Source organism: Companilactobacillus futsaii JCM 17355, assembly GCF_001435505.1.
Classification (GTDB): domain Bacteria; phylum Bacillota; class Bacilli; order Lactobacillales; family Lactobacillaceae; genus Companilactobacillus; species Companilactobacillus futsaii.
This window is the reverse complement of record NZ_AZDO01000001.1, coordinates 1-25,761: the sequence shown is the minus strand read 5'-3', so window position 1 is coordinate 25,761 and position 25,761 is coordinate 1. Positions and strand designations below refer to the sequence as shown.

Below are 25,761 nucleotides of genomic sequence, written 5' to 3'. Positions count from 1 at the left end.
AAAGTGCTCCCAAAGTTGTTAGATTATGTCTAACAATTTTAGAGCACTTCATATTTAGTCCATTTTTTGTTGTTAGAAATTAAAAAAGTTGCCGACTGGGCAACTTACAAACAGACACATGCTGGTGAAACTACAAAGCCGATCACAACCAATGCTCGCTTTGTAATTCAGTTAGAGCATATCAGATTTGTATTTTAAAGCAAATCAAATGTTTTAGCAACTCTCTTTTGAGACAGCGTGTGTCAGTCAAGAAAGGGAGTTTTTATTATGACAAAATCAACAAATTTCAATTACTATGAAGCCGATAACGTATATGGAGCCTTATTTTTCCAGTTCCCTAAGGTATTAATGTATGGCGAGCAATACAAGCATTTAAGCAGTGACGCTAAATTGGCTTATATGGTACTGAAAGATCGGCTCGAGTATTCTTTGCGCAACCACTGGGTTGATGAAGATAATCATGTTTACTTTATTTTTACCGTTCAAGAATTACAGGACTTATTTAACTGCGCTACTGAAAAAGCCGTTAAAATTAAAAAAGAATTACAAACAGCCAATCTATTAAAACAAATTCAAATGGGATTTAATCCTAAAACGAAAAAGAATGAACCGAATCGTTTATACCTTTCCAAGCTCGATGTGAAAGCTACTGATGTCTATTTAAGGGGTGAATATGGACAAGAAACGCCTAAATCCCTTGCTACGAGCGGAATTTCGAAAATCGAAAGTCCGCATGACTTCGTTGAATCCCTTGCTACGAGCGGAATTTCGAAAATCGAAAGTCCGCATGACTTTGTTGACAATAGCTCTCAATCCCTTGCTACGAGCGGAATTTCGAAAATCGAAAGCAATCTATATAGAGACTCTAAAAACATAGATACCAATAGATACAATATAGATACTCAAAAGTTGGACTTTTCCACAGCCCATTTTTCATCAGCAGAAATTCAAAAACAAAACCAGGATCTCATAAATCATGCTAATGACTTCTTAACTGATGAAGACAGTGGCTTACCGGTTTTCTTAGAACCCGAAGCCGTGCAATTACTTAGCTTCTGGTGCCGAACTCCGCAACAAATGCGGCGCTTTATTGGCATTATCTTAAACGCCAAGTATGCTGTTGAAAAAGAACATAAGGATTTAGGCGTATGGATTCTATTAGATGACCCTGATTTAAAAAAAATGATGACCAAAACATTAAGACGCTATTTTAATGCCCTAAGAAGCGATGAGAAACATATCAAGAATGTTGAGAACTACCTGTACGGCACCATGCAAAACCTATTTGGTGTTTGGTGGAACCAACAAGCAGCTAGAGAATATGCGGCCAAACACCCTAAAGAACAAAATATTGATAACGAGTGTTCTTGGAATTAAACGTCATATTAGCTCATTTAAGCCATTTTAAGTGCTACATGCATAATTATATTAAAATCGCTTTAAAATCGCTTAGAAGCAAAAATAGGCACCTTTAGTGGCTAAATTGGCGATGACTGAACTAAGAAAATGTGAAAGGAGCTTTTTAAATGACCAAATCCAGCAAAGAAGTCGAAACAATTGATTAATTGTTGGCCGACCCATGGGCAGTCGATATTCAAGACATTTGGGAGCAAGCAGCTCATAATCCAGATCCTGATAAACGCAAGCTGTTTGACGCGTTACACACTTACCTCTTAGATAAGCGCCAAGAGCAAATTATCAACGAAAAGCATTTTGTGATTTAACATGGACAGGTCAAATAATCAGTGACTGAAATAGAAAGGAGGCACAAAATATGGCTAAAACTCGAACATATATGGACAAGTATAAATTCACAGCTGCAGAAAACCAACGGTTTGCCCGAGCAAACTTTACCAAGTTAGTGCATACTAATGCTCGTTTTGAAGGCGTTAATACCACTTTGCCACAAACACAAACTATTATGGACGGTATGAGCGTAGCAGGAGTACCTGTTGAAGATGTTTTGACGATTGTTAATTTAAAGCGTGGGTGGCAATATATCACTGCTCAAAATTCCCCTTTAACGTTAACCATGGAAAAACAAATCAACAAGATTGTGGCAGCGGAAGACGCCTTAGTACCGGGAGAATTACGGCAAGGGAAAGGAGGAGCTGATTTAGGTAGTGACGACTTTTTTGAACAGCCTTTAATTAACGAAAAACAAGAACAATCCTTTTTACAAAAAATCTTGGCTGATCCATGAATGACGATTACTGATAAAGCATTGACTGTCATGTATCATAATATGCGCCAACAAATCTTTTGGGACGGCAACTTTAAGTGCCAATAAAATTATGATTGACGGTGGCGCTGGTTTAATTAATATCCCATTAGATAAGTGGAATCAATGGAACGAACTAATTGCCAATTATTATCAGACTAATGACATGACTAAAATTAAACAGTGGACATATGATAATGGTATTCAAGGATTACAAATTCGAGCAAAAAAAAATTAAGTGCTAATGAATTAAACCAGATGTACAAGTAACTAAAAAAAACGGATAAATTAGAACTTAAACTAGTTGAAGACGAGATTAGTAAAAGAACCCAAAACTATCTCAAAGACTTTGCTAAAAAAATCTAGAAGTTAGGCCAAAAAATAATCCTGAAAATAAAAACGATCGGCCTAGTTATTAGGTTGATCGTTTTTTAATTTATCCGGTTTATGGGCGTTAACATAGTCAGCAAATATTTTTAAAAGCTCTTCGGTTTGTTCAACCGAGAGATTATCAGCTTGAAAGTATTTTTCTAGCAAAGCTCCTTTTTGAATTAATCGGCGAGAACGGGCTTTGCGGGCTTGCCGATTTTCGTAGTATTTAGATTGCCGTAATTTAAAATCTTCTCGCTCAATTTTTTGTTTTAAACGCGCTTGTTGCTCAACTAGTTTTTCATATTGATTAGGCATAGTCATTACCACCTAACTATTATCGGTTATTTTGAGATTGATTTAAAAAGGCGGCAACTTTTTTAGCAATCATTTTAATCTGTGGAGTAGTAAGTGTCCCATAATCCAAATTGGCTGATCTAATGATTTGCTTACCGAGATTTTGTTCAATTTTATTTTTTTCAGCTTTAATCTTTTGATTAAGCTGTTTTAATTTGGCTTCTTGTTTTTCTAAGTTACTTTGAGACATAATGATCCCTCCAATCGTATTAAAAATAATCACCGACACTATATCATACAGAGAACGTTAAATCAAAGGATAGAAGTTGAAATAGCGAAGCGGAAGGCATACACTATAAATAAATTTAGGGGAATCAGCAGGACGAGTGAAATGAGGTCAATGCGCACTTACACTCCAAATAAATTGGAGTTGTGCTAAAACACTTAAACCTGTATCAGAAGTCGCCTATGGCGACAACAAAAACCAAAAACAAAACCCTAAAAGAAAGGAGACAACAGCATGGCAATTTTCCATATGAGTTTTCAAAATATAAGCGCAGGAAAAATGCGTAGTGCGGTTGCTAGTGCGAGTTATCGCAGTGGCGATAAGTTGTTTTCTGATAAAGAGGGTAATACCTATTATTATGCAAGAGATGTTAAACCAGAAGCATTTATTTTAACACCAAAAAATGCTCCTGATTGGGCAAAAGATAGGCAAAAATTATGGAATGAAGTTGAGAAGAAAGATCGTAAATCAAACTCACGGTATGCAAAAGAATTTAACGTGGCTTTACCGGTAGAATTAAGTGAATCCGAACAGAAAGAATTACTGACAAAATATGTGCAAGAAAATTTTGTCGATCAAGGTATGGTAGCTGACGTAGCAATTCATCGCGATCACCCAGACAATCCGCATGCACATGTGATGTTAACCAATCGCCCATTTAATCCTGATGGAACATGGGGAATTAAAAGTAGAAAAGAATATATATTAGATGAAAAAGGGAATAAAACATATACAAAAAGTGGGTATGCAAGAAATAGAAAAATATGGCTAACTGATTGGGATAAAAAAGAAAAAATAACTGAATGGCGTCACAATTGGGCCACCGCTGTTAATCAAATTTTAGAAGCTAAAAATTTACCAGACCGTATTAGTGAAAAATCATATGAAGAACAAGGAATTGATGAAGTGGCAACACAACACGAGGGTATCAATTCACAGAAAGAAAAACGCCAAGAATTTAATCAAAATGTTAAGCAACAACGACAAGCAAAAGCAGAAGCAAAAAATGCTAATGAAAAAATCCATAATGAACGCCGTATGCAAACCTTACAGCGCCATTATTCATTTAATGAAAAACGACTGGTTGCACAGTTAAGTAATCGACTAAAAACATTTGTTAGCTTAGAGAACCTAGATGAGAAACAACGTATGCTGTTTAATTGGAAAAATAGTGCCATGATTAAGCAAACAGTAGGGGAAGATGTGACTAAACAATTAGTTACAATTACACAACAAGAAAAGTCACTATCAGAAGCCAATCAATTATTGGATAAAGTCGTTAATCGAACCGTTCCAAAACTTTATCCTGACGTTGATTTTGAGCAAATAACAATGGCAGAAAAACGGGAGTTAGTTAAGGAGACGGACAGCGAACGAAGGGTATTTACAGGAGATGAACTAAAAGACCGTTTAGCCATGATAAGAACAAACATTATCAATCAACAGGTTCTGACGTTTACAAAGCGCCCATTTGCTAGTTGGTTAATGCTTGAAAAACAAGAACAGCGAGCTAAGGAAACTATTAGTGATATTTTGGCTAATAAAGGTTACCAACTAGCAGATATTAAGCGTACAAAGGGTACGCTGTTAAGTGACTTTGATGAGAAACAACAAGCTGTTTTAAAGAAGAATATCAAAGAACTTTCAGCAATAAATGAGACTAAACAAGTGGTTGATACGCAATATAACAACGTATTAAGTAAGACTTTCCCTGATATGAGCCTTGATCAAGTCAAAATGACTGAAAAAGAACGCCTATATACAGCAGTTGTTTATTATAATCCTGAACTTAAATCACTAGAAAAGCGTGATTTAGATCAGTTGAGAAATAATCCGCCTGTTCAATTCACGACCCAGGAACATGCCCAGGGACTTGCTTATCTAAGCGGACAGGTTAAATCTGATGAGATTCAAAACGCTAATTTGTTACGTGTATTGAAGAATAGGGGGACACAACAGTTATTCATTGGGGAAGCAGGACAAGATAAAAAGATTTCTGCTAAGCAACTTGAACAGGCTAAGCAGGCAGTAAAGCAACATAATCAAAAGAATGATGATTTCCGAAAAGAGAACATGCCTGATTATCGAGCCGTTAATTATAACGAAAATACCCCAGCAAACTATATGAACAAATTATTGTCAGATACCTTAATGAGCTTACTTTACGAGAATGGACAAGACCACGAACTTAACAGACAAAAGAAAGCACAAAAAGAATTAGAATACGAACTGGATAAAAAGAAGCGTCAACATCAGAAGCACAGTCGCCACAGTGGTACAATCCATAGATAGGCTAGGTGTAAGATAGTTGTAATGAAAAAGAAAAAATAAATGGTGACAACGTAACCATTTATTGTGATATAATTTATTCATACAAATAAAGAAAGGGGGGATAGCATTTGAAAAATAGCAACGAGTGGCACACATTAGCGGAGGCTAGCCGAATTTTAGGAAAAAATGACCGCTATGTGAGTAATTGGATAAAGCGTCATGATGATTTCCCCAAGCCAATGCTAATGGATATTTCAGGTAAGAAAATCATTCATGATAAAGGTATTCAATGGATTTCTGAACACACAAAAAAAGAGGGCGTCCTCAAAAGCAAGGTTAGTGCTATTGAGGATAAATTCCTAAAAATGACCGTTTTAGGAAAACACCCTAACATACCATTTTACATGAGTATGAATGGATAGGCTAGATATACTTAATAACCATTTAAAGGGGGTGGCGCAATGAAGATAGAGAACTGGCAAGATGTGGACGAACATTTGGTAGTTGATAATGACAAAGCAATTATTGTTAAGGATTCAAAACTACTGGATAATCCCGAAGCGTTAAAAACCGAAATGCAAAGAAGCGGTAAGCCAGTCACAGAAGTTAGAAGTAAGTTAGTTCAGAAGTCAGTCAAAAGTAGGGTCAAAACCGATCCAATAAAAATCAGTGCTTGGTTTGACCGTAAACATGAGAGTGACAATGCTCAAAAAGCCGAAAAGCTGGTAAGTAATAAGCCAACTCATCAATATAAGCAAATCAAAAATGAAATGACCTTTTTTGGTGAGAGTTTCTTGGAAGGCTTCTTAGGCTTCTATGGCTTAGAAGTTGATAACGCCTTAGGCCGTTATGAACATAACTTGCATGTCCTAGAGACCCAAGAGTTAGGCCAGTCAGAAAAAGAGTATTACTTAGCCACGAGTGAAAATGGCCATGTCAGATTAGCCACCGATCCATTACCAAGCCAGCAAATTGCCGAGGAACAATTGAACAAGTTCTATCAGCGTGAGCCAGAAGAAACGCAGGCAGAACAAATTCAATTACGAACATCAGAAGACGATAGGAAGGAGGAATAACATGTCAAAATACAGAAAAACGAAAGCGCTATCAACTACTGGAGCTACTGCGATTTATTTGGGCTTGATGAACGCCCAGGTTGTTTTGGCGGCGGACGGTGGCGAAGTTAAAAGCAAGCTAACCAGCGCTGGTAAGACGATTCAAGGTATTTTAACTGGGTTGGTCGTTTTAGTTGGGATTTGTGTCGCACTATTTATTATTATCAAAAGAATGCCTGACGCAGACGATCCAAGAGAGAAATCAGAGGTTTATCACGCGGTTGGTCGGGTGGCTGGTTTAGTGGCCCTAGCGGCAGCGATTATCTGGCTATTACCTTGGGTTTACAGCCTATTTACTTAATTTAAAAAGGAGCCTGCCAAATGAAGAAAGGAAAAGAATTTATCTTCCCAGAAAACGTGGATAAAGATTACGGGATCTGGAAAGACTACACCTTGAAGGATTTTGGCTATGCGGCGCTGGCAGGACTAGTGGGCTTAATTTTTATTGCGATCCCACCCTATGGTCTGATCTTAGTCCTGATAAAAATAGTGATTGTTGTCTTAGCCATGACGATTGTCATGGCTATTTTAACAATTCGGCCAGTTGCGGCGCGGAAGAATATTAAAGTGCGGGATAACTTTAAGCTTAAACGCCGCTATGCCAATGGTCAGAAACTGTTTTATTTAAAACCGAAGAAGCGAGGTGAACTAAATGCGTTTGAAGAAGAACAAAACCGCCAATAAATCAGCCAGGCTAGATTGGGATTACCAACCGCCCAAAATCAATGGTGGCAAAGAAACCATTGATGACATGAGCTTGGTGGTGGGTATGTATGGTAATTACGAAGTTACCAAAACGGGTAATCTCGTTGGTATTTTGGAAGTTAGTGGGATCAACCTGGATCTACTTAATGAAACCGAACAGCAAGACGTCTTTGAGGACTATGGCGTCTTTCTCATGAGTACGTTAGGTGAAGGGGTTGATGACACCTTACAGTTCTTAGAGCCGACAATTCCCGTCAATATGACAGCTTATCTCAATGGTCTCAAACGGCGGTATCTCGCTTTACAAAAAGATCACCCCGAGCAACAGTTCAAAATCCAGCTCATAGCCAGTTATTTGGATCACTTTACTAAAGTCCAAGAATCCAAAAACATGACAACTAAGCAACATCTGCTAATCGTTAAGGTGCCAATTAAGGACAAAAGTGTTACGAGCTTAAACCTAGCGGTCACTCATTTAGACGAAAAGATCGAACAGGTTAAACGAGACATTGAAAATGCGTTAACAGACTTTGATGTGACGGCCAAAGTGTTGACCAGTCAGGAAGTCCAGGAGATCTTAAAGAACTTGATCAATTTTAATGGATAGGGGGAAACAAAATGAATTTTGGTGATAAAGTCATTGATTTGTTCATGCCAACCAAGAAAGAAAGTCAGCAAAATAGTGAACCAGCGGTTAATAAACAAAAACCGGAGGTTGAAGACTTTACCAAGCTGATTGATCGCGATAGCTTGCATTCACTATTCCCGTTTAGCTGGGAACAGTACCCCACCTACGTCCAGTCGGGTGAGAATTTTATTCGGGTGTTAGCGATCGCTGATTATCCAAAACGGGTGTATGGCAACTGGTTATCGGAGTTAAAGCGCAAAAAAGGCGTTATCGATATTGTGCAATATATCGACAGCGCCAGTAACAATTCAATGATTACCTATTACAAGAAGACGATTCAAAATAAGGAAGCGCAGAAGCTCAATACGTTCGACCCGTATAAAAAGAAGATTCTGCAAAATTATATTGATTCAGCCAACATGCAACTAGATAAATACCTTGATAATTCTACCACATTTGTCTACCAACATATGCTGGTTTATCTGCGGGCCAACAGTTTAGCAGAACTAGACGACTTAACCGAAAACGTTAAGAATACGTTGATTAAGCTACAGATGAAACCGCTAGTACCGGTTAAAGCAACCTTTCAAGCATTTTGGTCAACCATGCCAATTAACGAGAACCTCATGGGGGATTACACGTACAAAGAAAGTAATACCGAAGCTGCCAGCAGTATGTTTCCCTTTGATGACGCCGAAATTTTGGACTTAAAGCCGAGAAGTGATATTGAGGGTGTCAACAAAGATACTAACAGCTTAATTGCCGTAGATATGTTGGATCGCAATAAGACGCTTAACCAAAACCAAGTCATTATCGGGACTTCCGGGGTTGGTAAAACCACCTATATGATTCAGAAAATCCTACGCTACGCCATTCAAGATTATCAAATCTACATTATTGATCCAGAAAATGAATATACCAAAATTGTCGAAGCCCTAGGTGGGGCAGTCTTGCACCTAACTTCTAATGCAAAGTACAAAATTAATCCGCTACAAATCTTTTCCGAAGAAATCCTCAGCGCTGATGAAGCGGTCACGAACCTTGATTTACTAGTTAAAGATAAAATTCAGCGATTAAAGGGATTCTTTGAAGTCCTTAAAACCGGGATTACCCAAGTTGAGCTGGCAATCCTTGATGATGTCGTTAAACAAGCTTACGTCAACAGTGGCATTTTGAAATATAGCCGCTTAAAAGAAATTAAAGACGATCAGTGGCCGACCTTATCCAATGTGTATGACGAATTGGAGAAACTGGCTGATAAGGATACAGACAAATTTAATCGGGTTAAAGATTTCTACTATATTTTAGGCAGTTATACCCATGGTTCTAACAGTTTATTTGACGGTCACACCAACGTCAACCTAAAGGGGAAGATCATTTCCTTTGATTTAAAGCCCCTACAAAGTGAACAGGAAGTCCAATCAGCGGCTTATCTGAATACCTTCCAGTATTTGTGGGACGAAATAACCAAAGATTGGCATAGCCGCAAGAAATTGTTTGTTGATGAATTTCACTTTTTAACTTTACACAAAGCGGCCGCCACCTTTTTCCACCAAGCATACAAGCGGTTTAGAAAGTACAATGCCGGAGCGATTGCCGGAACACAGCAAATTCAAGATGTGATCGAAGGCACAACGGATACTGGGCAGAACATTGGTGAAGCCATTATTGGGAATTCCTACACCAAAGTATTCTTTGGCCTTGACGGTAAAGGCGTTGATGATGTGATTACCAAATTGCGTATGACGTTCTCGGATAAAGAAAAGAAGCTACTAGAACGTCGTAGACAAGGCGAAGCCCTGATGATCTATGGTAGCCAACGCGCCTTTATGAAAGTTGAATTGACCGAAGAAGAACTACGACTAATCGACCCCGAAGCTTACCAAGAGAAATACAACCGTGAGACAGCCGGGCAACCGGATTATCAAAAGCGCGTGGTCTTAACCCCCAGTGAAATTGACGCTTTAACTACCACCGAAGAGGAAGGGGGGACTTTAAATGAGTAAATCAAACCAACTATTAAATATCGAGGTTGGGACATTCAAACGGCAAGGAAACAAGTTGATCCTAGAGCTTAATCACAATCAATTTCGATATGACCAGTTGAGTGAGCTAAACGAATTAAAGGAAGCTGATGCCAATTTCTTACAGTTGGTTAACGTAGTTGAGCAAGACCAGAAGGTTGTTTTAACTTATAACTTGCCGGATAAAGTCAGATCATTAAAGGAATTACCACATGAAAATAAAGCAATCCGGTCAGCGATTGCCAAGGAAATCATGGCGCAACATGTGGTTAACGATAGCCAGTATCACGTTGCGTTGAACCCAGCTAACCTGTGGTATTACCCAATGCAACATGTTTGGTACGCCTACCGGGCCAATGAACTCATGCCTTATGATGACAATCATAGCAATTTAGCCAAATACAAAGCACTGATTCTGTTTTGCTTGACGGGGACGCCCTATGAACGGCTACTAAGCAATCCCCAAGAAGCCTTGGCCAAACACCCGGACGACTATTTACAACAAGTAGCTAAAGCTGCGTCGTTAAATGAGTTAACGGAAGTGGTTAATGGGATTGACGACTTTGTGAGCTATCACGAATGGCAGGCAGTTGAAACGGCCCAACAGAAAACCAAACAACGGTTATGGTTGAGTGTGGCCGGGGTAGCGATTGTAGCCGTTTTGGCCGTCGGCTTAGTCCATAAAAGTGACGAACGAAAGTATCAAAGCTTAGCTAACCAGAACCAAGCCCAGGTCATGCGATTAAAATATAGCGGTCAAATTCAGACCGCTTTAAATGATCATAAGTGGTCTGAAGCACAAAAAGATATGCAACGAGCCGGCTATCCTTTAACTAAGCAAGTCAGTGTCTTTTTAAAGCATGGTCAGTACCAGCAAGCTTTAAAGGTTGACCCAAGCCAGTTGAATAAGGTTGTCAACACGGCTTATGCCAACAAGGATAGCGGGCAGGTTGCCAAGTGGGAATTGCCAACTAAGGCGACAAGCAAGCAAAAAGACCAGTTGAAACTTGAAAAAGCCATCGTTAACTACGATACCAATACGCTTAATAACCAATTATCCTTTACGACGAACGCTGATGTTTTATTGAGAATGGGACAAGCCTTCCTCGCCCATAATGATACGCAAGACGCCCAGACCGTCCAAACCAAATTAGCCGGCGTGAATAGTCCTAAAGCTAAGTATTTGAAAGCCCTGTTAAGTCTCAATGCCGCTAAGAACGAAGTTAGCGACGCCCAAAAGAAGTTAGATGACGCCAACAAGATTGATGGCAGTAAAGATAAGGATAAAGATAAGAAGGTGGATTCGGCTAAGTCGGACTTAAAGAATGCGCAGAGTGACCAATCAGCAGCACAAAAACAAGTCGATCAGGCCAAGCACAAAGTAGGTGCTTAACATGGGACTAGCCTATGAATTTCAAAAGAAAAAAATCAAATTCATATTATATGGCATCGTAGGCTTTTTCATAGCAATTATATTGATAATTGCAGGATTAACAGGAGATTTAGAAGAAAATTGTGGAGATGATACCACATCAAGCCAAGTTACCAATTTAGACGATAAAGGTATGGAAGAAAATGCGAAAAACATTGCTAAGCATTGGAAGCAAAAGTATGGTGCCACCCCACAAGCGGCCGCCGGTATCTTGGGGGTCTTACAACTAGAAAGTCGCCTTGATCCCAAGTCTGTTAATTCCAGTTCCGGGGCCACGGGCTTAGCCCAGTGGTTAGGCGGCCGTAAAGATAAGTTGGATGACTTAGCCCACAAAGAAAGCAAACCAGCGACTAATCTCGGCGTGCAGTTGGATTATCTCGACCAAGAATTGAACAGTAGTTACTATGCGTCAAACAAGCAGATTTTTAAATATACGGACGTGCATAAAGCGACCAAAGCCTGGTTAATGGATTACGAGGGTATGTCTAAAAACCCTGAACAATGGTTTTTGTCAAAGCGTTATGCCTTTGCAGATCACTGGTATTCAGTAATTGGTACAAAAGATCCAGTTGCAGGGGATAGCTTAAAAAATGCTAGCCAAGATGAGGAAGCCAACGCTAATCTAGATTGCGCTAGTGATACCGATACAGGCAAGGCAGACGGCAATATAATTAAAACAGCCAAGAGTATGAAAGGTTATTTCAAGTATGGGCAATCGCACCCTAGCGCTGATTTAGGAACTAACTTAAAAAATCCTAACAAATCAGGAACAACTGATTGTTCAGGATTTATCTGGCTTACCTTGAACAAGGCAGGCTACAAAGTTCCCGCAAATATGGGCTGGTTTACTGGAACAATGGCAAGTGACGCTAAAGGATCACACCAATACTTGAAACAAATTAGTGAAAATGACGCCAAAGCAGGCGATATTGTCATTGTCAATCAGGGTGCGGGTGCAGGAAATAACGGACACACCGCTTTTATTACCGAAAATTGGCATGGTAAAAACACAAAGATTATTGAAGAGGGTGGAGATACCACAGGACATGTAAACGAAAGCACCTTTGGCACCGCCTTTTATAGCTTACTAAGTGGTAGCGATGTAACGTTAGCCCGGCCAATCAAGAAGTAAGGAGGAACCAACAAATGAAGCGTAGCGTGGTTTTAAGTATTGCACTTGGTAGTTTGATCTTAATTATGTCATTAGGAACGAATGCCTATCAACATAGCCAAGTTAAGCAGGCGCAACAACAGATCAGTCGCTTACAACAGCAGAAGCGACAAGTTAGTCAGCAATTGACTAAAACCAACCAACAAAAGCAGTTATTGAGCACCCAAATTGACAGTTATAAGACCTACCAAAATAATAAAGACAAAAGTACCGCAGAAATTGACTTTAACAACACCACAAACGAGTTTTTAAAGTATATGTTTACATTTGAACCTGATTCATACAAAACCCGCAAGGAACATATTAAAGGTTTAATTTCAAATGATTTATATAACCAATATTTCCCAAGTAATCAAAATTTTGGTGATAGTAATAACGTTTCTTCAAAGCTAGACCAAGCCAAGGTTTATACCCGAGCCAAGCAAGACCAAAGTATTGACGGATTAGCCGTCATCACATTTGAAAGTAAAACAGGTAGCAACGACTTTAAAAAACAAACTGTTTTGTATCAATTAAGTTATGATACGACCGCCAAACAGTTGACTAAGGTCAAAAGTTTAGGAGATAGCTTTGAAGCGTCAGACATTCAATAAAATTATCAAAACACTTGCTATCTTGGCGGTATTAGCAATTATGGTAATTTTTATCGGACATAACTACATCAATACGATTGAGAAAAGACGAGAAATAGTGCAGATACCAAAAGATACTAAGCAAACTTTGTTTTTCTATCGGGACAATTGTTCAGATTGTCAGTCAATTTTTCATCAGATTTATTGGCACAACGCAATCAATCACAACATCGTCTTGATTAACATGAACCAACCGCAGAATCGGCATTACATTCAAAAATATCAATTAACGTCAGTACCAACCTTGATCCATGGCAAGCAACGATACTCCGGTACCAACCAACAAAGGATTAAACAGATAGTAGGTGATTAGATGAAAGACAAATTATTAAACAGCGTTAAAGTCAGCTGGCCATATCTACTAACGCTAATCATTGGCTTGTATTTAGCGGAGATTTTAGCTGGATCAGTCATGGCCTTGTCGCACTATAAGCTAACTTTTGCGGATCATATGCCAACCGTATTAAAACAATTAGCCTTGCACCCCTGGCACTATTACAACTTGTATTTGGGTCAAAAGAACCCGGTATTAATTATCGTCAGTATCGCTGTGGTCCTATACACCATTTATTTTGCTTTGAAACGCAATAGCAAGCACAAAGCGTGGGAAACAGCAGATACGGACACCCATGGTAGTGCGACATGGGGAAACGTAAAAGATTTATTAACACAATATTTTACGATAAGTTCCAAAGATTTAAGCAGTCAGTTTAATGAAAGCCTGAATACAGACGTTATTAAGCAGTTGCAGGATAAGGGGGAGCAGAAATGAACGGTACAATTCTAGGTATGGTTGATAAGCAAATTATTTACCAAAATAACAGCACCAAGCCCAACCGAAACGTGTTCGTTGTCGGGGGTCCAGGTTCTTACAAAACGCAATCGGTTGTTATTACAAATCTTTTTAACGAAACACAAAACAGTATTGTCGTAACCGACCCAAAGGGAGAACTTTACGAAAAGACAGCAGGTATTAAAGTCGCTCAGGGCTATCAAGTCCATGTTGTAAATTTTGCGAACATGATACATTCTGATCGATATAATCCGTTTGATTATATCGAACGAGATATTCAAGCTGAAACCGTGGCAACAAAGATCGTGCAAAGTGAAAATGCCGAGGGCAAAAAAGATGTGTGGTTCAGTACCCAACGTCAGTTGCTGAAAGCCTTAATCTTATTTGTAATGAACCACAGAGAGCCAAAAGAACGCAACTTAGCAGGAGTTACCAACGTTTTACAAAAGTTTGATGTTGAACCAGACAAAGATGAAACTGATAGCCCCCTAGATTCACTTTTCTTAGACTTAAACATGACTGATCCAGCTAGACGAGCTTATGAACTAGGTTTCAAAAAAGCCAAAGGAGAGATGAAAGCCAGTATCATTGAAAGCTTGTTAGCAACCGTCAGCAAGTTTGTTGACGCCGAAGTTGCCGACTTTACAGGATTTTCAGATTTTGATTTAAAAGATATTGGCAACGCCAAAGTTGTGCTATATGTAATTATCCCCGTCATGGATAACACTTATGAAAGCTTCATCAATCTGTTTTTCTCACAATTGTTTGATGAATTATACAAATTAGCGTCCGATAACGGAGCAAAATTACCTAATCCAGTAGACTTTATCCTTGATGAATTTGTCAATTTGGGGAAGTTTCCCAAGTATGAGGAGTTCCTAGCGACGTGTCGAGGGTACGGCATTGGCGTCACCACCATTTGTCAAACCTTAACCCAGCTCCAAGCTTTGTATGGCAAGGATAAGGCCGAGAGTATCTTAGGTAATCATGCGGTTAAAATTTGCTTGAATGCCGCTAATGACGTGACCGCTAAATACTTTAGTGATTTGTTAGGTAAATCGACCGTAAAAGTGGAAACCGGTAGTGAGAGTACCAGTCATAGCAAGGAAGAAAGTCACAGCAAAAGTGATAGTTACAGCTATACTAGCCGTTCACTCATGACGCCTGACGAGATCATGCGAATGCCAGATACACAAAGTATATTAATTTTCTCAAATCAACGACCAATTAAAGCAACAAAGGCTTTTCAATTTAAGTTGTTCCCTGGTGCTGATCATTTAGTTGAATTGAAACAAAACGACTACACCAGTGAACCTTCAGAAAGTCAGGTTACAAAGTTTAACGAAGCAAACAAAAAGTGGGAAGCGGAGTTAGCAAAAGCCAAAGCTACAAGAGCCAAAGCTACAAGAGCAAAGAATGATGTAAAACCCGAAGAAGAAGAAGATATGCAAGACGAATTAGACCAGGCAACGAAACAACAAGAAAGCGTTCAAAACGAAAACGAAGATGTGGACTTTTAGGAGGCTATATTGATGAGTAATAAGAAAATCACAATTGCTAGTATTGTTCTAGTATTTTTAGCAGTCCTACTAGGTATTGCTTTTATATTTGGACATAAAACCACCGCAGAAAAGTTACAAGCACAAGAATGGACTTTAACAAGCCAAGAAGAAAGCAATACCGTTAATTTTAAAAAAGATAACACCATGATTTTAGGGAAAGAACCAATGACCGAGAATTTTAAATACTCAATCAAAAAGCAAGGTAATGTTGAATATTTGAAACTTACACACCACGAAGATTTAGGGAGTGACGGTAAATATTACTTCAAAATCAAAAAAACAGATAGTGGCTACTCATTGATTTTGGATAAAGGTAAAACTAATCAACCAGCTAAAAATGCAATGTATGGTATGACAGATAAAAACAACTTAGTCTCAAAGTAAGGAGGAAAGCGTATGTACTCACAAAATTTTGTTGTTGGGTCAATTATTGGAGATAAAATAAACGACTGGTTGAAAGATGTATTTAAAGCAATCATGAACTTTGCTGTATCAGGTGTAAAAGCAATTTTAGACCAATTAAGTACATCTCTACCAATCATTGATACATGGTACGGTATATTTCTTGCTTTTGCGACATCAATGGTTGTCGTGGTTGTCCTAGCAAGAATTATCATTACACTTATTGGCGAGGCGGACGAAAGTACAGATGTAACGTGGGCGAACATTATTATAGACGCTGTTAGATCCGCAATTGCAATTCCGGTCATGGTCTTTTTACAAGCATTTTTGCAAACAAGAATCATCTTACCACTTGCAAAAGGCATGTTTGATATGAGTGGTAAATTTTCCGCAGACGCTGTTTATTCAACATCACAAGTCACGAAAAGCATTAAAATTACAGGATTTATGCAAATACTATTTCTAGCCTTTTTTGCAATCGTAACCGTAGCATTTTTCCTTAAAATGTGTATCTACTTTGCAGATATGGCATTTTATAACTTATCAATCCCGATTGTTGCTATGTCGATTGCCAGTGAAAGTTTTGATTATAGCTCAACCTGGTGGAAAAAATTAGTCTATTACAATGTTTCCATGTTGTCCCAAGTGTTATCACTAACCTTATCAATTTGGTGTTTCACACATATTGGCTCAAAATGGAGCTTTGTTGCCTTTATGGGAACTATTGGTTTTGGCTGGTTAGTACTACACACACCACATGTAATTCAAGACTTTTGGGCTTCAACAGGGATTACCAAAAGTGCTGGACGGTCAGTTATGCGTGGTATGGGTAATATTGGACGAAACATGCTTAGAGGACAGTAAAGGGGGAAACATTAAAATGTCAAACACAGTAATCTTAGCTGAAAAACCGAGCCAAGCAAGGTCATACGTTGAGGCATTTCAAAAAAGCACAAAAAAACAGGGTTACTATACGGTTAGTGACCCTGTTTTGCCCCAAAATACTGTAATCACGTATGGCTTCGGCCATTTGGTCGAATTAGCAACACCAGAAAAATACGATCAAAAGTACAAGCAATGGGCGCTATCTAATTTACCGATTTTCCCCGATAAATACAAGTTTATCGTGCCAACCGATAAGAAAACGCAGTTTAAAGTCGTCAAAGATTTACTAACGAAAGCAGATACAGTGATTGTTGCCACAGATAGCGACCGAGAAGGGTCAAATATCGCGTGGTCGATCATGAACCAAGCGCATATTGATGTTAAGTCGAAAACGATTAAGCGCCTTTGGTTGAATAGTTTGGAAAAAGACGCGATTATTACCGGATTCAAAAATCTTGGTGATTGGCACAAAGACTATCTGGCTTATAAAGAAGCCCAAACCCGGCAAATTAGTGATTGGTTGATCGGTATGAATGGTAGTCCCTTATATACTTTATTGTTGAGGAAAAATGGGGTGCGTGGGGTGTACTCAATTGGTCGCGTGCAGACGCCAACCTTGTATATGGTCTATCAAAGAGACCAGGCAATCAAAAGCTTTAAGCCGGAACCCTATTTTGAACTAAATGCGGAAATTTTAGCCAATCAGCAAAAATTCGTCGCAAAATTAGACCCCTATCAGCGGTTTAAAGATGAAACAGGGCTAATGACATTCATGCAAGCTAAACACGTTCAGAAAGGCTCACAGGGCGTTTTAATCAAGGACGTGCAAAAGCAGTCTAAAAAGAGTGCCAGTCCCCAACTATTCTCGCTATCCAGTCTGCAAAGTGCGATGAATAAACGGTATCATGCCAGTGCCAGCCAAACCTTAGCGGCCATTCAGAGTTTATACGAAGCTAAATTCCTTAGCTATCCCCGAACCGATTGTGCTTATATCACTGATGAAGAATTTGAGTATTTAGTGGCTAATCTGACGAAGTATCTGGGTTTAGTCTCTACACAAGTCTCTTTAACCAATACCACGCCAAATAAGCGTTATGTTAATGGAAAAAAGGTTGAAGAACACTACGCCATTATCATGACTAAAGTTGTACCGACGAAAGATCAATTAGCTGCCTTACCTAAATTACAGCAACAGGTCTATGATTTGGTTTTAAGAACGACGTTAGCGATGTTTGCTGATCCGTACGAGTACGAGGAAACCACCATTATTACCCAAGTTGGTGACGCCAATTTTAAAGCAACCGGTAAGGTCCCAACGAAGCAAGGCTGGCAAGCTTTATTTGATGATCACAAAGCCGACCAGCAAGAAGCAGCCACCTTACCGCTCGTTCACCAAGGCGATCAGGTTAAAGCAAATCTGCAAACGCCGCAAAAAGAAACAACCCCACCCGTGCCATTTACCGAAGGTACCCTGATTACGGCAATGAAGACCGCCGGCAAAACGCTTGATGATGAAGAAGCCCAGGCGATTCTCAAAGATGTGCAAGGCATTGGGACAAGTGCGACCCGGGCCAATGTGCTGGAAGTGTTAAAAAAACGCGGCTATTTGGTTACTGAAAAGAACAAGCTCCACGTCAGTGAAGCGGGAATTACTTTATGTAAAGCGGTTGAACTCGAACCTTTGTTAACTAGCCCAGAGATGACAGCAAAATGGGAGCAAGCGTTACAACAAATCAGTACCGAAGAACGCACCCCGGATAACTTTTTGAACCAAATCAAAAAGTTCGTGGAAAAATTGATTGCTGATGTTCCCACGCAATTGACTGGCAGTGCAGCCATTAAGCAACAAATCGATCACCAACAGCAAGCGCAAAAAGCCGCCGAAGTTTTCTTAGAAACACCGCAAGCGACCGTTTTAAATAAACAGAAGTTTTACATTGTGAAGCCCAAGCAAGGTGAAGATTTTACCTTACCTAAGAAATGGAGTAGCAAGACGCTTGGTAAGACAGCGATTAAGGCGCTGGTCACCAAAGGGGAAACCAGCAAATTAAAGGGTTTCAAGAGCAAAAAGGGGAAGTCGTTTGACGCCAAGTTAAAGCTTGACGGCCATAAATTAAGTTTTGATTTTGATTAGAACCTGCCTACCGCCCTTCACGTTGTTCCGGTTGGTGAACCCGTCATTTAGGTTTACTTTTCAAAAACCAAAAAGTGAACCTAAACAACGGGTGAGATTAGCAAAAAAAGGAGATCATAAATATGGATAACGAATTAGCAGTCATTGGGAGTGAATTACCAGTTTTGCAGACTAAAGGAACCTATAAGTATTTAAAAGAAATTACTGGAAATGGGTCTTATTATCAAGTGGCCTGGCAAAAATTAGCCGATGGCTACGTTGCCCTTTATGGCACGACCCCGGTTCAAATCAACGTAGCCCCTATATTGAATGATATTTTTGAAGATGAGGAGGAGTAGACAATGCCGAGTAAAGCAGATGTTAAAGCCTGGAAAGCACAATTAGTCGCCCAGGCTGAACAACAAATCCTAAAATTAACCGATAGTGACCGATTTAAACAGTACCTCAATACCTTGGCTAAATTCCATCATTATAGCGCCAGAAACATTGATTTAATTTATGCGCAAAATCCTCAAGCTACTCAAGTCGCCGGTTTTAAGCAATGGCAGACGGCTTTTAACCGCACCGTCAACCGGGGCGCAAAAGCGATTCGGATTGCGGCCCCGATTATTAAGAAGTTAACACCAGCCGAGCAAAAGCGACTTGATACCACCGATGAACGCGCCATTGTCGGTTACCGTTATCTACCCGTCTTTGACGTGTCACAAACTAGCGGTGAACCAGTGTTAAGTTCTAAGGATTTTGTCAAAGAAAATTTAGCCGATCATCAGAATGTAACGAGCTTGTATAACGCGTTCAAAGATTATTTAAACCAGCAAACCGACCTTAAAGTCAGTGAAGTGCCTTTAGCGAAGCTAAATGGGGCTAAGGGGTATTTTCAACCCAGCACTAATGAAATCGTCATTGGTGGCGATGAGCCCGACAATGCTTTGAAACTAAAGACGTTATACCACGAATATGCGCATAGCCAGCTACACGGCTTAAAATCAGCCTTTAAAGATCGGCCACGAGCCTATCAGGAAACCCAGGCCGAAGCGGTTGCATATGTCGCCATGCAAAACATTGGCGTTGATACCAGTAACTATTCACTCGGTTATGTGGCTACCTGGGCGAAAGATAAAGCCGTGATCCATAGCGCTTTAAGTGAAATTCAGCAAGTTAGTAACAAGGTGATTGAGCTTAGTGACGGGTTAACCAAACAATTAGGCTTACAAGAAGCCCAAAAAGAGCCTGAGCATGATCTAAAAAAGCTATCAGCCCATGATCTTAATAAGTCCTATCGAGGCTTGCAACAACAAGTTCAGCAAACGACTAATCCACAACAAAAATCAGATTTAAAAAATCAGTTAAATGATGTGCACCAAGAAATCAGTGAGCGAACGCAAAAGCAGCTGAAAGCATTTGCTGAAAAGAATCCGGAAATCAAACAACCCGATTCCACACCTGATCAAAGTCTAAAACGTTAGCCAGTTTTTAAAGGGCATGCTATAATGGAAATAGAAAAAGGAAGCCCTGCGTGAACAGGACTTCCCATGTAGAGCCGTTTAAGACGGTGGCATAATTTAACGTTATTAAATAACCGCTAGCTTGCCAGAGCTAAGGCGGTTATTTTTTTTGCTTTTTAATCAGCTCAACAATTAATGCAATCAAGGCCACGATAAACGTACCGAAAGCCAGCATTAATTGTAAAGCGTCCGCAACGGACACTTAGGCTACTCCTTTCGTTAGGATTAATGGGCTTTAAAGGTTTAACACCATAAGCACCACCTCCGATCGGAAATAGCCACCGCCTTAACTTCTCTACAAAATACTATTATACAGGCAGACTAGCAGCTTATCCACGTCTAAAATCAAATAACTGGTGAGATTGCTATATTATTAATGTAAGACAGATAAAGGTGATAAAGGACAGTGATAATACGAACTAAAACCCAAGTAATGGTTACTGATAAAAATAACAAGATAAGAAGGGACTAAACTATGAGTGATACAACAGAAGCTATAGAGCAAGTTACGAGTTTGAGTGATTATATTAACAAAGTGGGAAAGCTTCATTTGACCCAAGAGAGAAAACTGAAACAGCTTAATTCAGAAAAACAAATGAACATTTATTATAGAGGCCAAAACCAGAATTTTCCTAATACCCTTCCTAGCCTAATTCGTAACGAAAATTATTTGAAGAATGAAGATAAGCTAATAAATGACTTCATCACTAAATATCCAGAATTATTTGGTAACTGCCAAAATAATTTTGATCGCTTGGCATTAATGCAACATCATCAACTACCTACCCGATTATTAGATTTAACAAGTAATCCCTTAGTAGCTTTGTATTTCGCTGTAGAGAGAAGCGATGGAAATACTAATAAAAATACTGACTTAATAGATGGAAAAATTTTCCCATTTACAAATTTTTATGATCAAGTGCCATTGTATCAATCATTAGCTAATGATCACTTTGAGAATATATTCTCAGAATTTACTTCAATAAAGGGAAATAACCGTCAATTTCTAAAGTCTCCATTTAGTGATGAAATTGAAATTGAATCATCATTGGCTAGGCTAAACGGTGATGATAGAAACCTTGTGTTGAATGAAGTTAACGATTTTTACAAAACCTTAAATAGCGTTGACGCAAAACCTCAAACATATTGGTCCAATCTATATGCCGATATAGTAAACAGTTCTGAAAACCCACGTGACCAAAACAATCTTTTAGAAACTTATGAATTTTTCAATAAAATGTCATCAACCAAAAGGCTGTATCATGAGATAAAAAAGGACATCGGAGACTTTGAAGCAAAAATAAATCCTTTAGAATTATTTGTCCCCAAAATAGTTACCCCAAGGATTATTGATCAACGTATTAAGAATCAACGGGGATTATTCATGTTTGTCCCTTTTGTCGATAACAATGGTTTTAGAGAAGATGGATCATCGGTACTTCTTGACTCCAACGAGATTCAAAAACGTACTCAAACCAGAATAAATATTCTAAGGCTTCTTTCTAGTCCTGAAAATTCTAGCCCTGAAAATCAACAACCAGTGACGTTTGTAATCCCATATGAAAAAAAAGAGTCAATAAGAGCAGAGCTAGAAAGTATGGGGATTACGGAAAGCTTCATTTATCCAGATCCATCACATATTGCACATGAAATTTTAAAGTATTATTAAATCTAAATTGCTACAGTAAAATTCATTAAATGAGTTAAGTGTGTGGCCACTAGGGTATACCCTATTGGCCTTTTTTATTTCTGTGCTATACTAGGAATTACAAGTGTTCATTAGAACTGTCCAAAAGGAGAATTGGAAATGGCTAAAATCGGTTATGCGCGTGTGAGTTCCAAGGAGCAACATTTAGATCGACAGTTAGTGGCTTTAAAAGACGTTGATAAATTATTTACGGATAAATTAAGTGGGGCTAACACTAATCGGCCAGAACTGCAAAAAATGCTAGCCTATATTCGTGAGGGTGATATTGTAATGGTCACTGAATTAGATCGCTTAGGCAGAAACAACCATGATTTGACTAAGGTCATGAACTCCATCCAAAATAAGGGTGCCACCCTAGATGTGTTGAATTTACCGTCCATGACAGGGATTGCTGACCCAAATTTACGTCAACTGATGACTAACTTGATTATTGAACTCTATAAGTATCAGGCCGAAAGTGAACGTAAGCGAATCATTGAGCGCCAGCAGCAAGGGATTGCCTTAGCTAAGCAGCAGGGTAAATATCATGGGCGCAAACCCCAATACACCCAAGACGATCCCCGCTTGCAACATGCTTTTAAGCTTTATCGAGCTGGCATGAGTGACATTGATGTGTCCCGAAATACAGGTATTAAACGGACGACCTTTATTCGATACCGTGTGAAATACGGTATTAAAAGAAAATAGGGACCCTATTTTCTTTACTTATAGTTTTGGAGGGTGTTTACTAAAGTTTTTTTCTTGGAATCTGATTCCGTGTTTATTAAACCATCGACGAGATGTCATACAAGAATGACACCCTGACTAAAGTGCTCCATAATTGTTAGACAAGAAATTTAACAGTTATGGAGCACTTTTTCTATGGTCAAATATAGTTCAGAATTAAAAGCAGAAGTCGTTAGTGAATATCTTCAAGGTGACATTAGTATCAGTCTTCTTTCAAAGAAACGTAACTTGCCTCGAATACAAGTAGGTAGATGGTAGATTGCAAATTTGTCCAAAAATTCGGATTAAATTTGCAATCTACCTTGTCAGGAGTTATTGTTTGGGACGGGTTAATATACTATACTTTTTTATACATGCTTTATTAAACTGGGGTTTTTATGTATATAAATAACATTATATTGTATATATTCGGAGGACGAAGTGGAATCAGAACAAAATATTAGTATGATGCAGATCGTAGGCATCTTACGCAAACATATAAAAGCAATTTTCGGGACAACTATTGTTGTTACTTTGGCAACGATTTTTGTTACCTTTTTCGTTATGACACCAAAATATAGCGCTACTACACAAATTTTGGTCAATCGTAAATTATCAGAGGACATGCAGTCGGCACAGTTCCAGCAGGTTCAGGCTGATGTTCAGATGATCAGTACTTATAAGGATATTATTACTAGTCCTACTGTTTTAAAAGATGTTAATAAGAAAGTTAGCAGCTATCCTGGTTATCCAGGTTCTATGGGAGCATTGAAAGGATCACTATCGATTAGTAATTCTCAAAATTCTCAAGTGTTTTCAGTAACAGCTAAATCTACAGATGCTGGCACAGCGGCAGCAATTGCCAATATGACAGCTAAGGTTTTCAAGAAAAAAGTTGTAAAAATTATGAGTGTTAATAATGTTTCAATTGTATCCGAAGCTACGGCTAATACTAAACCGGTTAGTCCTAGAAAGACTTTGAATGTTATAGCTGGAATAGTTATAGGTGCAATTTTAGGAATTGCGTTAGCATTTGTTCGTGAAATAACTGATAGAACAGTTACAACGCAGAATTTCTTAACAGATAATTTAGGGCTAACTAGTTTAGGCACAGTTAGTGAAATTGATCAAAAAGACATTGAAAGAGCTGCTGAACAAGTCGTTGAACATAACAAAGTTCAATCTAAGTTGAGTATTAATAAATCATCAAGAAATAATAGAAGGGTCTAGGGAATAAAATGGCATTATTTAAGAAGAAAACTACAAAGTTAGAGAATTATAGTTGGAAAAATGGTGTTGGTTTGGTTACTTATGATGACCCTACCAGTACGATTTCAGAGCAATTTAATACTATCAGAACTAATATTCAATTCTCATCTGTAGATAAAAAATTAAATTCAATTTTATTCACTTCATCTGCTCCATCTGAAGGTAAGTCTACAGTAAGTAATAATGTTGCAGTAACTTGGGCTAAACAAGGTGAAACGGTTGTGTTAGTTGATGCCGATCTTCGTCGTCCGACAATTCATAAAACTTTTAATGTAAGTAATAGGGTCGGACTTTCAAGTTACTTATTGGGAAATGCTTCATTGGAGGATGTCGTTCAACCAACAATGGTTAAAAATTTATTCGTTATTACTAGTGGGCCGATTCCTCCAAATCCCTCAGAGCTTCTTGGTAGTATGAGAACAAAAGATTTGATTACTCGTCTTGAGGATAAGTTTGGGTTATTGATCATGGATACCCCTCCCGCAAACTCAGTTACTGATGCTCAAATACTTGCTACTCAAGTAGATGGTGTCGTAATGGTTGTGCCTCAAGGAATTGCTGAAAAAGCTGGGGTTGCACATGCTAAACAATTATTAGATACAGTTCATGCTAATATTTTGGGGGTAATTATGAATCGTGTCACAAAAGAAAAGTCACAAGGCTATTATGGTGGTTATTATGGCGGATACTATGGAGCTGAGAAAGAGAAATGAAATTAATTGATTTGCATTGCCACATATTGCCAGGTGTTGATGATGGTTCCAAAGATATGCAGATGTCATTAGATTTGGCTAAGGCAGCTGTAGATCAAGGAATTACCAATAGTCTGGTAACTCCTCACCACATGGATGGGGAATACACTAATCACAAACAGGATGTGATCAGAAAGACTAATGAATTTCAAAAAGCTTTAGATAATGCGGGAATACCGTTGAGTGTGTTTGCTAGTCAAGAAGTTCATCTAACAGGGGAACTAATGGATGCCATTGCTAAAGATGATATTCTGTTCATGGATGAAACTAATCGTTATATATTGTTAGAGATGCCACATGATGGTATTCCTGAGTATACAGCGGATATGATTTTTGATTTAACTACCCGTGGTATAACGCCGGTTATTGCCCATCCAGAGCGTAATCATGGAATTCAGGAAGATCCTGATAAATTATATAATTTCGTTAAAATGGGATGTTTAACACAATTGACAAGTAGTAGTTATCTTGGTGTTTTTGGTAAGAAGGTCCAAACACTTACTGAAGAAATTATTAAAGCCAATTTAGGATTTATTTTTTCATCGGATGCCCATAATTTTAAGGGACGTAGTTATTTAATGAAAGAAGCCTTTGAGAAGTTAGAAAAAGAAGAGGGACTTCGCAAAGCTCAATTATTTAATCTTAATGCAAGAAATATTATCAATGGTGATGATGTTGGTGATACAGACTTTGTTAAGATTTCATCACTACCTAAGAAGAAGAAAAAATTCTGGTTATTTTAGTATAAAAGGTAGATTGCAAATTTAATCCGAATTTTTGGACAAATTGGTCAGCATAACCTGATACGGTGTTTTCCAGTCAAGTATTTTAAGCGGTCTCTGGTTAATTTGGAGTAACGTCGTCGTTAAATCTTGAGCACTAATGTGCTCAAAAC

At 38.6% G+C, this 25,761-nt stretch carries 28 protein-coding genes and 3 pseudogenes; 27 read left to right on the top strand and 4 right to left on the bottom strand.

Features of this window, described 5'->3' with window-relative positions:
- The first annotated feature begins 267 nt into the window (after nt 1-267).
- The 3 genes and pseudogenes from FC88_RS00145 (at nt 268) to FC88_RS00140 (ending at nt 2,491) form a co-directional block, all read left to right on the top strand.
- Nucleotides 268-1,377, top strand: a complete 1,110-nt coding sequence (locus tag FC88_RS00145) for a replication initiator protein A (RefSeq protein WP_057811789.1) — start codon at nt 268-270, stop codon at nt 1,375-1,377.
- 191 nt (nt 1,378-1,568) lie between these two features.
- A complete protein-coding gene (locus FC88_RS12740) occupies nt 1,569-1,724 on the top strand; it encodes a hypothetical protein (RefSeq protein ID WP_235526880.1) in 156 nt (51 codons plus the stop codon).
- 50 nt (nt 1,725-1,774) lie between these two features.
- A pseudogene (locus FC88_RS00140) lies at nt 1,775-2,491 on the top strand (filamentation induced by cAMP protein fic).
- 138 nt (nt 2,492-2,629) lie between these two features.
- On the opposite strand, the gene FC88_RS00135 reads toward FC88_RS00140, so the two are convergent.
- Both FC88_RS00135 and FC88_RS00130 read right to left on the bottom strand, forming a co-directional pair.
- Nucleotides 2,630-2,908: a hypothetical protein gene (locus FC88_RS00135; RefSeq protein WP_057811788.1), complete on the bottom strand. Its 279-nt coding sequence runs from the start codon at nt 2,906-2,908 to the stop codon at nt 2,630-2,632.
- 19 nt (nt 2,909-2,927) lie between these two features.
- Complete coding sequence (locus tag FC88_RS00130) at nt 2,928-3,137, bottom strand: hypothetical protein (RefSeq protein ID WP_057811787.1); 210 nt, start codon at nt 3,135-3,137, stop codon at nt 2,928-2,930.
- A gap of 270 nt (nt 3,138-3,407) precedes the next feature.
- Between FC88_RS00130 and mobQ the strand changes: the two genes are divergently transcribed.
- From mobQ to FC88_RS00040, 18 genes are all read left to right on the top strand, one after another.
- Complete coding sequence (gene mobQ / locus FC88_RS00125; protein WP_057811786.1) at nt 3,408-5,465, top strand: MobQ family relaxase; 2,058 nt, start codon at nt 3,408-3,410, stop codon at nt 5,463-5,465.
- A gap of 107 nt (nt 5,466-5,572) precedes the next feature.
- The gene (locus tag FC88_RS00120; RefSeq protein ID WP_054519299.1) at nt 5,573-5,866 is read left to right on the top strand and encodes a hypothetical protein; all 294 of its coding nucleotides are present in this window, start codon (nt 5,573-5,575) and stop codon (nt 5,864-5,866) included.
- A 39-nt stretch (nt 5,867-5,905) separates the two neighbouring features.
- On the top strand, nt 5,906-6,520 hold the full coding sequence (locus FC88_RS00115; protein WP_057811785.1) for a hypothetical protein: 615 nt from the start codon (nt 5,906-5,908) through the stop codon (nt 6,518-6,520).
- A gap of 1 nt (nt 6,521) precedes the next feature.
- A complete protein-coding gene (locus tag FC88_RS00110; protein WP_057811784.1) occupies nt 6,522-6,860 on the top strand; it encodes a CagC family type IV secretion system protein in 339 nt (112 codons plus the stop codon).
- Between the two features lie 20 nt (nt 6,861-6,880).
- Complete coding sequence (locus FC88_RS00105) at nt 6,881-7,243, top strand: hypothetical protein (RefSeq protein WP_014216295.1); 363 nt, start codon at nt 6,881-6,883, stop codon at nt 7,241-7,243.
- Nucleotides 7,212-7,871, top strand: coding sequence for a TrsD/TraD family conjugative transfer protein (trsD, locus tag FC88_RS00100; protein ID WP_057811783.1), 660 nt, complete (start codon nt 7,212-7,214; stop codon nt 7,869-7,871). The genes FC88_RS00105 and trsD overlap by 32 nt, the downstream gene beginning before the upstream one ends.
- A gap of 11 nt (nt 7,872-7,882) precedes the next feature.
- Nucleotides 7,883-9,898 carry a VirB4 family type IV secretion system protein gene (locus FC88_RS00095; RefSeq protein WP_057811782.1) on the top strand — a complete coding sequence of 672 codons (2,016 nt, stop codon included), beginning with the start codon at nt 7,883-7,885 and terminating at the stop codon, nt 9,896-9,898.
- Nucleotides 9,891-11,309, top strand: a complete 1,419-nt coding sequence (locus FC88_RS00090) for a type VII secretion protein EssB/YukC (RefSeq protein WP_057811781.1) — start codon at nt 9,891-9,893, stop codon at nt 11,307-11,309. The genes FC88_RS00095 and FC88_RS00090 overlap by 8 nt, the downstream gene beginning before the upstream one ends.
- 1 nt (nt 11,310) lies before the next feature.
- A complete protein-coding gene (locus tag FC88_RS00085; protein WP_057811780.1) occupies nt 11,311-12,480 on the top strand; it encodes a phage tail tip lysozyme in 1,170 nt (389 codons plus the stop codon).
- A gap of 14 nt (nt 12,481-12,494) precedes the next feature.
- On the top strand, nt 12,495-13,112 hold the full coding sequence (locus tag FC88_RS00080) for a hypothetical protein (protein WP_057811779.1): 618 nt from the start codon (nt 12,495-12,497) through the stop codon (nt 13,110-13,112).
- Nucleotides 13,113-13,152: 40 nt separating this feature from the next.
- Nucleotides 13,153-13,464: a thioredoxin domain-containing protein gene (locus tag FC88_RS00075; RefSeq protein ID WP_057811790.1), complete on the top strand. Its 312-nt coding sequence runs from the start codon at nt 13,153-13,155 to the stop codon at nt 13,462-13,464.
- The gene (locus tag FC88_RS00070; protein ID WP_057811778.1) at nt 13,465-13,923 is read left to right on the top strand and encodes a hypothetical protein; all 459 of its coding nucleotides are present in this window, start codon (nt 13,465-13,467) and stop codon (nt 13,921-13,923) included.
- Nucleotides 13,920-15,464 carry a VirD4-like conjugal transfer protein, CD1115 family gene (locus FC88_RS00065; protein WP_057811777.1) on the top strand — a complete coding sequence of 515 codons (1,545 nt, stop codon included), beginning with the start codon at nt 13,920-13,922 and terminating at the stop codon, nt 15,462-15,464. Before FC88_RS00070 ends, FC88_RS00065 begins: the two co-directional genes overlap by 4 nt.
- A gap of 12 nt (nt 15,465-15,476) precedes the next feature.
- On the top strand, nt 15,477-15,890 hold the full coding sequence (locus FC88_RS00060; protein ID WP_057811776.1) for a hypothetical protein: 414 nt from the start codon (nt 15,477-15,479) through the stop codon (nt 15,888-15,890).
- A gap of 12 nt (nt 15,891-15,902) precedes the next feature.
- Nucleotides 15,903-16,772: a conjugal transfer protein TrbL family protein gene (locus FC88_RS00055; protein ID WP_057811775.1), complete on the top strand. Its 870-nt coding sequence runs from the start codon at nt 15,903-15,905 to the stop codon at nt 16,770-16,772.
- A gap of 16 nt (nt 16,773-16,788) precedes the next feature.
- Complete coding sequence (locus FC88_RS00050; RefSeq protein WP_057811774.1) at nt 16,789-18,927, top strand: type IA DNA topoisomerase; 2,139 nt, start codon at nt 16,789-16,791, stop codon at nt 18,925-18,927.
- Between the two features lie 122 nt (nt 18,928-19,049).
- Entirely contained in the window at nt 19,050-19,265 is a 216-nt protein-coding gene (locus tag FC88_RS00045) for a hypothetical protein (protein WP_057138764.1), read from the top strand.
- 3 nt (nt 19,266-19,268) lie between these two features.
- On the top strand, nt 19,269-20,393 hold the full coding sequence (locus FC88_RS00040; RefSeq protein WP_057811773.1) for an ArdC-like ssDNA-binding domain-containing protein: 1,125 nt from the start codon (nt 19,269-19,271) through the stop codon (nt 20,391-20,393).
- 139 nt (nt 20,394-20,532) lie between these two features.
- Here the strand turns inward: FC88_RS00040 and FC88_RS00035 are convergent, their stop codons facing one another.
- Nucleotides 20,533-20,607 carry a putative holin-like toxin gene (locus tag FC88_RS00035; protein ID WP_235526879.1) on the bottom strand — a complete coding sequence of 25 codons (75 nt, stop codon included), beginning with the start codon at nt 20,605-20,607 and terminating at the stop codon, nt 20,533-20,535.
- 300 nt (nt 20,608-20,907) lie between these two features.
- On the opposite strand from FC88_RS00035, the gene FC88_RS00030 reads away from it, so the two are divergent.
- The 6 genes and pseudogenes from FC88_RS00030 to FC88_RS00010 all read left to right on the top strand — a co-directional run bounded on the left by FC88_RS00030 (nt 20,908) and on the right by FC88_RS00010 (nt 25,609).
- Nucleotides 20,908-22,101 (top strand): FRG domain-containing protein, encoded by a 1,194-nt coding sequence (locus FC88_RS00030; protein WP_057811771.1) that lies wholly within the window; start codon nt 20,908-20,910, stop codon nt 22,099-22,101.
- A gap of 138 nt (nt 22,102-22,239) precedes the next feature.
- A complete protein-coding gene (locus FC88_RS00025) occupies nt 22,240-22,827 on the top strand; it encodes a recombinase family protein (protein ID WP_057811770.1) in 588 nt (195 codons plus the stop codon).
- Between the two features lie 174 nt (nt 22,828-23,001).
- A pseudogene (locus FC88_RS13230) lies at nt 23,002-23,121 on the top strand (transposase); the annotation flags it as partial.
- A 165-nt stretch (nt 23,122-23,286) separates the two neighbouring features.
- The gene (locus tag FC88_RS00020) at nt 23,287-24,075 is read left to right on the top strand and encodes a YveK family protein (protein WP_057811769.1); all 789 of its coding nucleotides are present in this window, start codon (nt 23,287-23,289) and stop codon (nt 24,073-24,075) included.
- An 8-nt stretch (nt 24,076-24,083) separates the two neighbouring features.
- Entirely contained in the window at nt 24,084-24,827 is a 744-nt protein-coding gene (locus tag FC88_RS00015) for a CpsD/CapB family tyrosine-protein kinase (RefSeq protein ID WP_057811768.1), read from the top strand.
- The gene (locus tag FC88_RS00010; RefSeq protein WP_057811767.1) at nt 24,824-25,609 is read left to right on the top strand and encodes a tyrosine-protein phosphatase; all 786 of its coding nucleotides are present in this window, start codon (nt 24,824-24,826) and stop codon (nt 25,607-25,609) included. Before FC88_RS00015 ends, FC88_RS00010 begins: the two co-directional genes overlap by 4 nt.
- A 21-nt stretch (nt 25,610-25,630) precedes the next feature.
- Here FC88_RS00010 and FC88_RS12735 read toward each other — a convergent pair.
- Nucleotides 25,631-25,761 (bottom strand): annotated as a pseudogene (locus tag FC88_RS12735) (IS30 family transposase); the annotation flags it as partial.

Coding starts and splice junctions, on each gene's coding strand:
- FC88_RS00145 (WP_057811789.1), top strand. CDS start 268: ATGACAAAATCAACAAATTTCAATTACTATGAAGCCGATAACGTATAT.
- FC88_RS00135 (WP_057811788.1), bottom strand. CDS start 2,908: ATGCCTAATCAATATGAAAAACTAGTTGAGCAACAAGCGCGTTTAAAA.
- FC88_RS00130 (WP_057811787.1), bottom strand. CDS start 3,137: ATGTCTCAAAGTAACTTAGAAAAACAAGAAGCCAAATTAAAACAGCTT.
- mobQ (WP_057811786.1), top strand. CDS start 3,408: ATGGCAATTTTCCATATGAGTTTTCAAAATATAAGCGCAGGAAAAATG.
- FC88_RS00115 (WP_057811785.1), top strand. CDS start 5,906: ATGAAGATAGAGAACTGGCAAGATGTGGACGAACATTTGGTAGTTGAT.
- FC88_RS00110 (WP_057811784.1), top strand. CDS start 6,522: ATGTCAAAATACAGAAAAACGAAAGCGCTATCAACTACTGGAGCTACT.
- FC88_RS00105 (WP_014216295.1), top strand. CDS start 6,881: ATGAAGAAAGGAAAAGAATTTATCTTCCCAGAAAACGTGGATAAAGAT.
- trsD (WP_057811783.1), top strand. CDS start 7,212: ATGCGTTTGAAGAAGAACAAAACCGCCAATAAATCAGCCAGGCTAGAT.
- FC88_RS00095 (WP_057811782.1), top strand. CDS start 7,883: ATGAATTTTGGTGATAAAGTCATTGATTTGTTCATGCCAACCAAGAAA.
- FC88_RS00090 (WP_057811781.1), top strand. CDS start 9,891: ATGAGTAAATCAAACCAACTATTAAATATCGAGGTTGGGACATTCAAA.
- FC88_RS00085 (WP_057811780.1), top strand. CDS start 11,311: ATGGGACTAGCCTATGAATTTCAAAAGAAAAAAATCAAATTCATATTA.
- FC88_RS00080 (WP_057811779.1), top strand. CDS start 12,495: ATGAAGCGTAGCGTGGTTTTAAGTATTGCACTTGGTAGTTTGATCTTA.
- FC88_RS00075 (WP_057811790.1), top strand. CDS start 13,153: ATGGTAATTTTTATCGGACATAACTACATCAATACGATTGAGAAAAGA.
- FC88_RS00070 (WP_057811778.1), top strand. CDS start 13,465: ATGAAAGACAAATTATTAAACAGCGTTAAAGTCAGCTGGCCATATCTA.
- FC88_RS00065 (WP_057811777.1), top strand. CDS start 13,920: ATGAACGGTACAATTCTAGGTATGGTTGATAAGCAAATTATTTACCAA.
- FC88_RS00060 (WP_057811776.1), top strand. CDS start 15,477: ATGAGTAATAAGAAAATCACAATTGCTAGTATTGTTCTAGTATTTTTA.
- FC88_RS00055 (WP_057811775.1), top strand. CDS start 15,903: ATGTACTCACAAAATTTTGTTGTTGGGTCAATTATTGGAGATAAAATA.
- FC88_RS00050 (WP_057811774.1), top strand. CDS start 16,789: ATGTCAAACACAGTAATCTTAGCTGAAAAACCGAGCCAAGCAAGGTCA.
- FC88_RS00045 (WP_057138764.1), top strand. CDS start 19,050: ATGGATAACGAATTAGCAGTCATTGGGAGTGAATTACCAGTTTTGCAG.
- FC88_RS00040 (WP_057811773.1), top strand. CDS start 19,269: ATGCCGAGTAAAGCAGATGTTAAAGCCTGGAAAGCACAATTAGTCGCC.
- FC88_RS00030 (WP_057811771.1), top strand. CDS start 20,908: ATGAGTGATACAACAGAAGCTATAGAGCAAGTTACGAGTTTGAGTGAT.
- FC88_RS00025 (WP_057811770.1), top strand. CDS start 22,240: ATGGCTAAAATCGGTTATGCGCGTGTGAGTTCCAAGGAGCAACATTTA.
- FC88_RS00015 (WP_057811768.1), top strand. CDS start 24,084: ATGGCATTATTTAAGAAGAAAACTACAAAGTTAGAGAATTATAGTTGG.
- FC88_RS00010 (WP_057811767.1), top strand. CDS start 24,824: ATGAAATTAATTGATTTGCATTGCCACATATTGCCAGGTGTTGATGAT.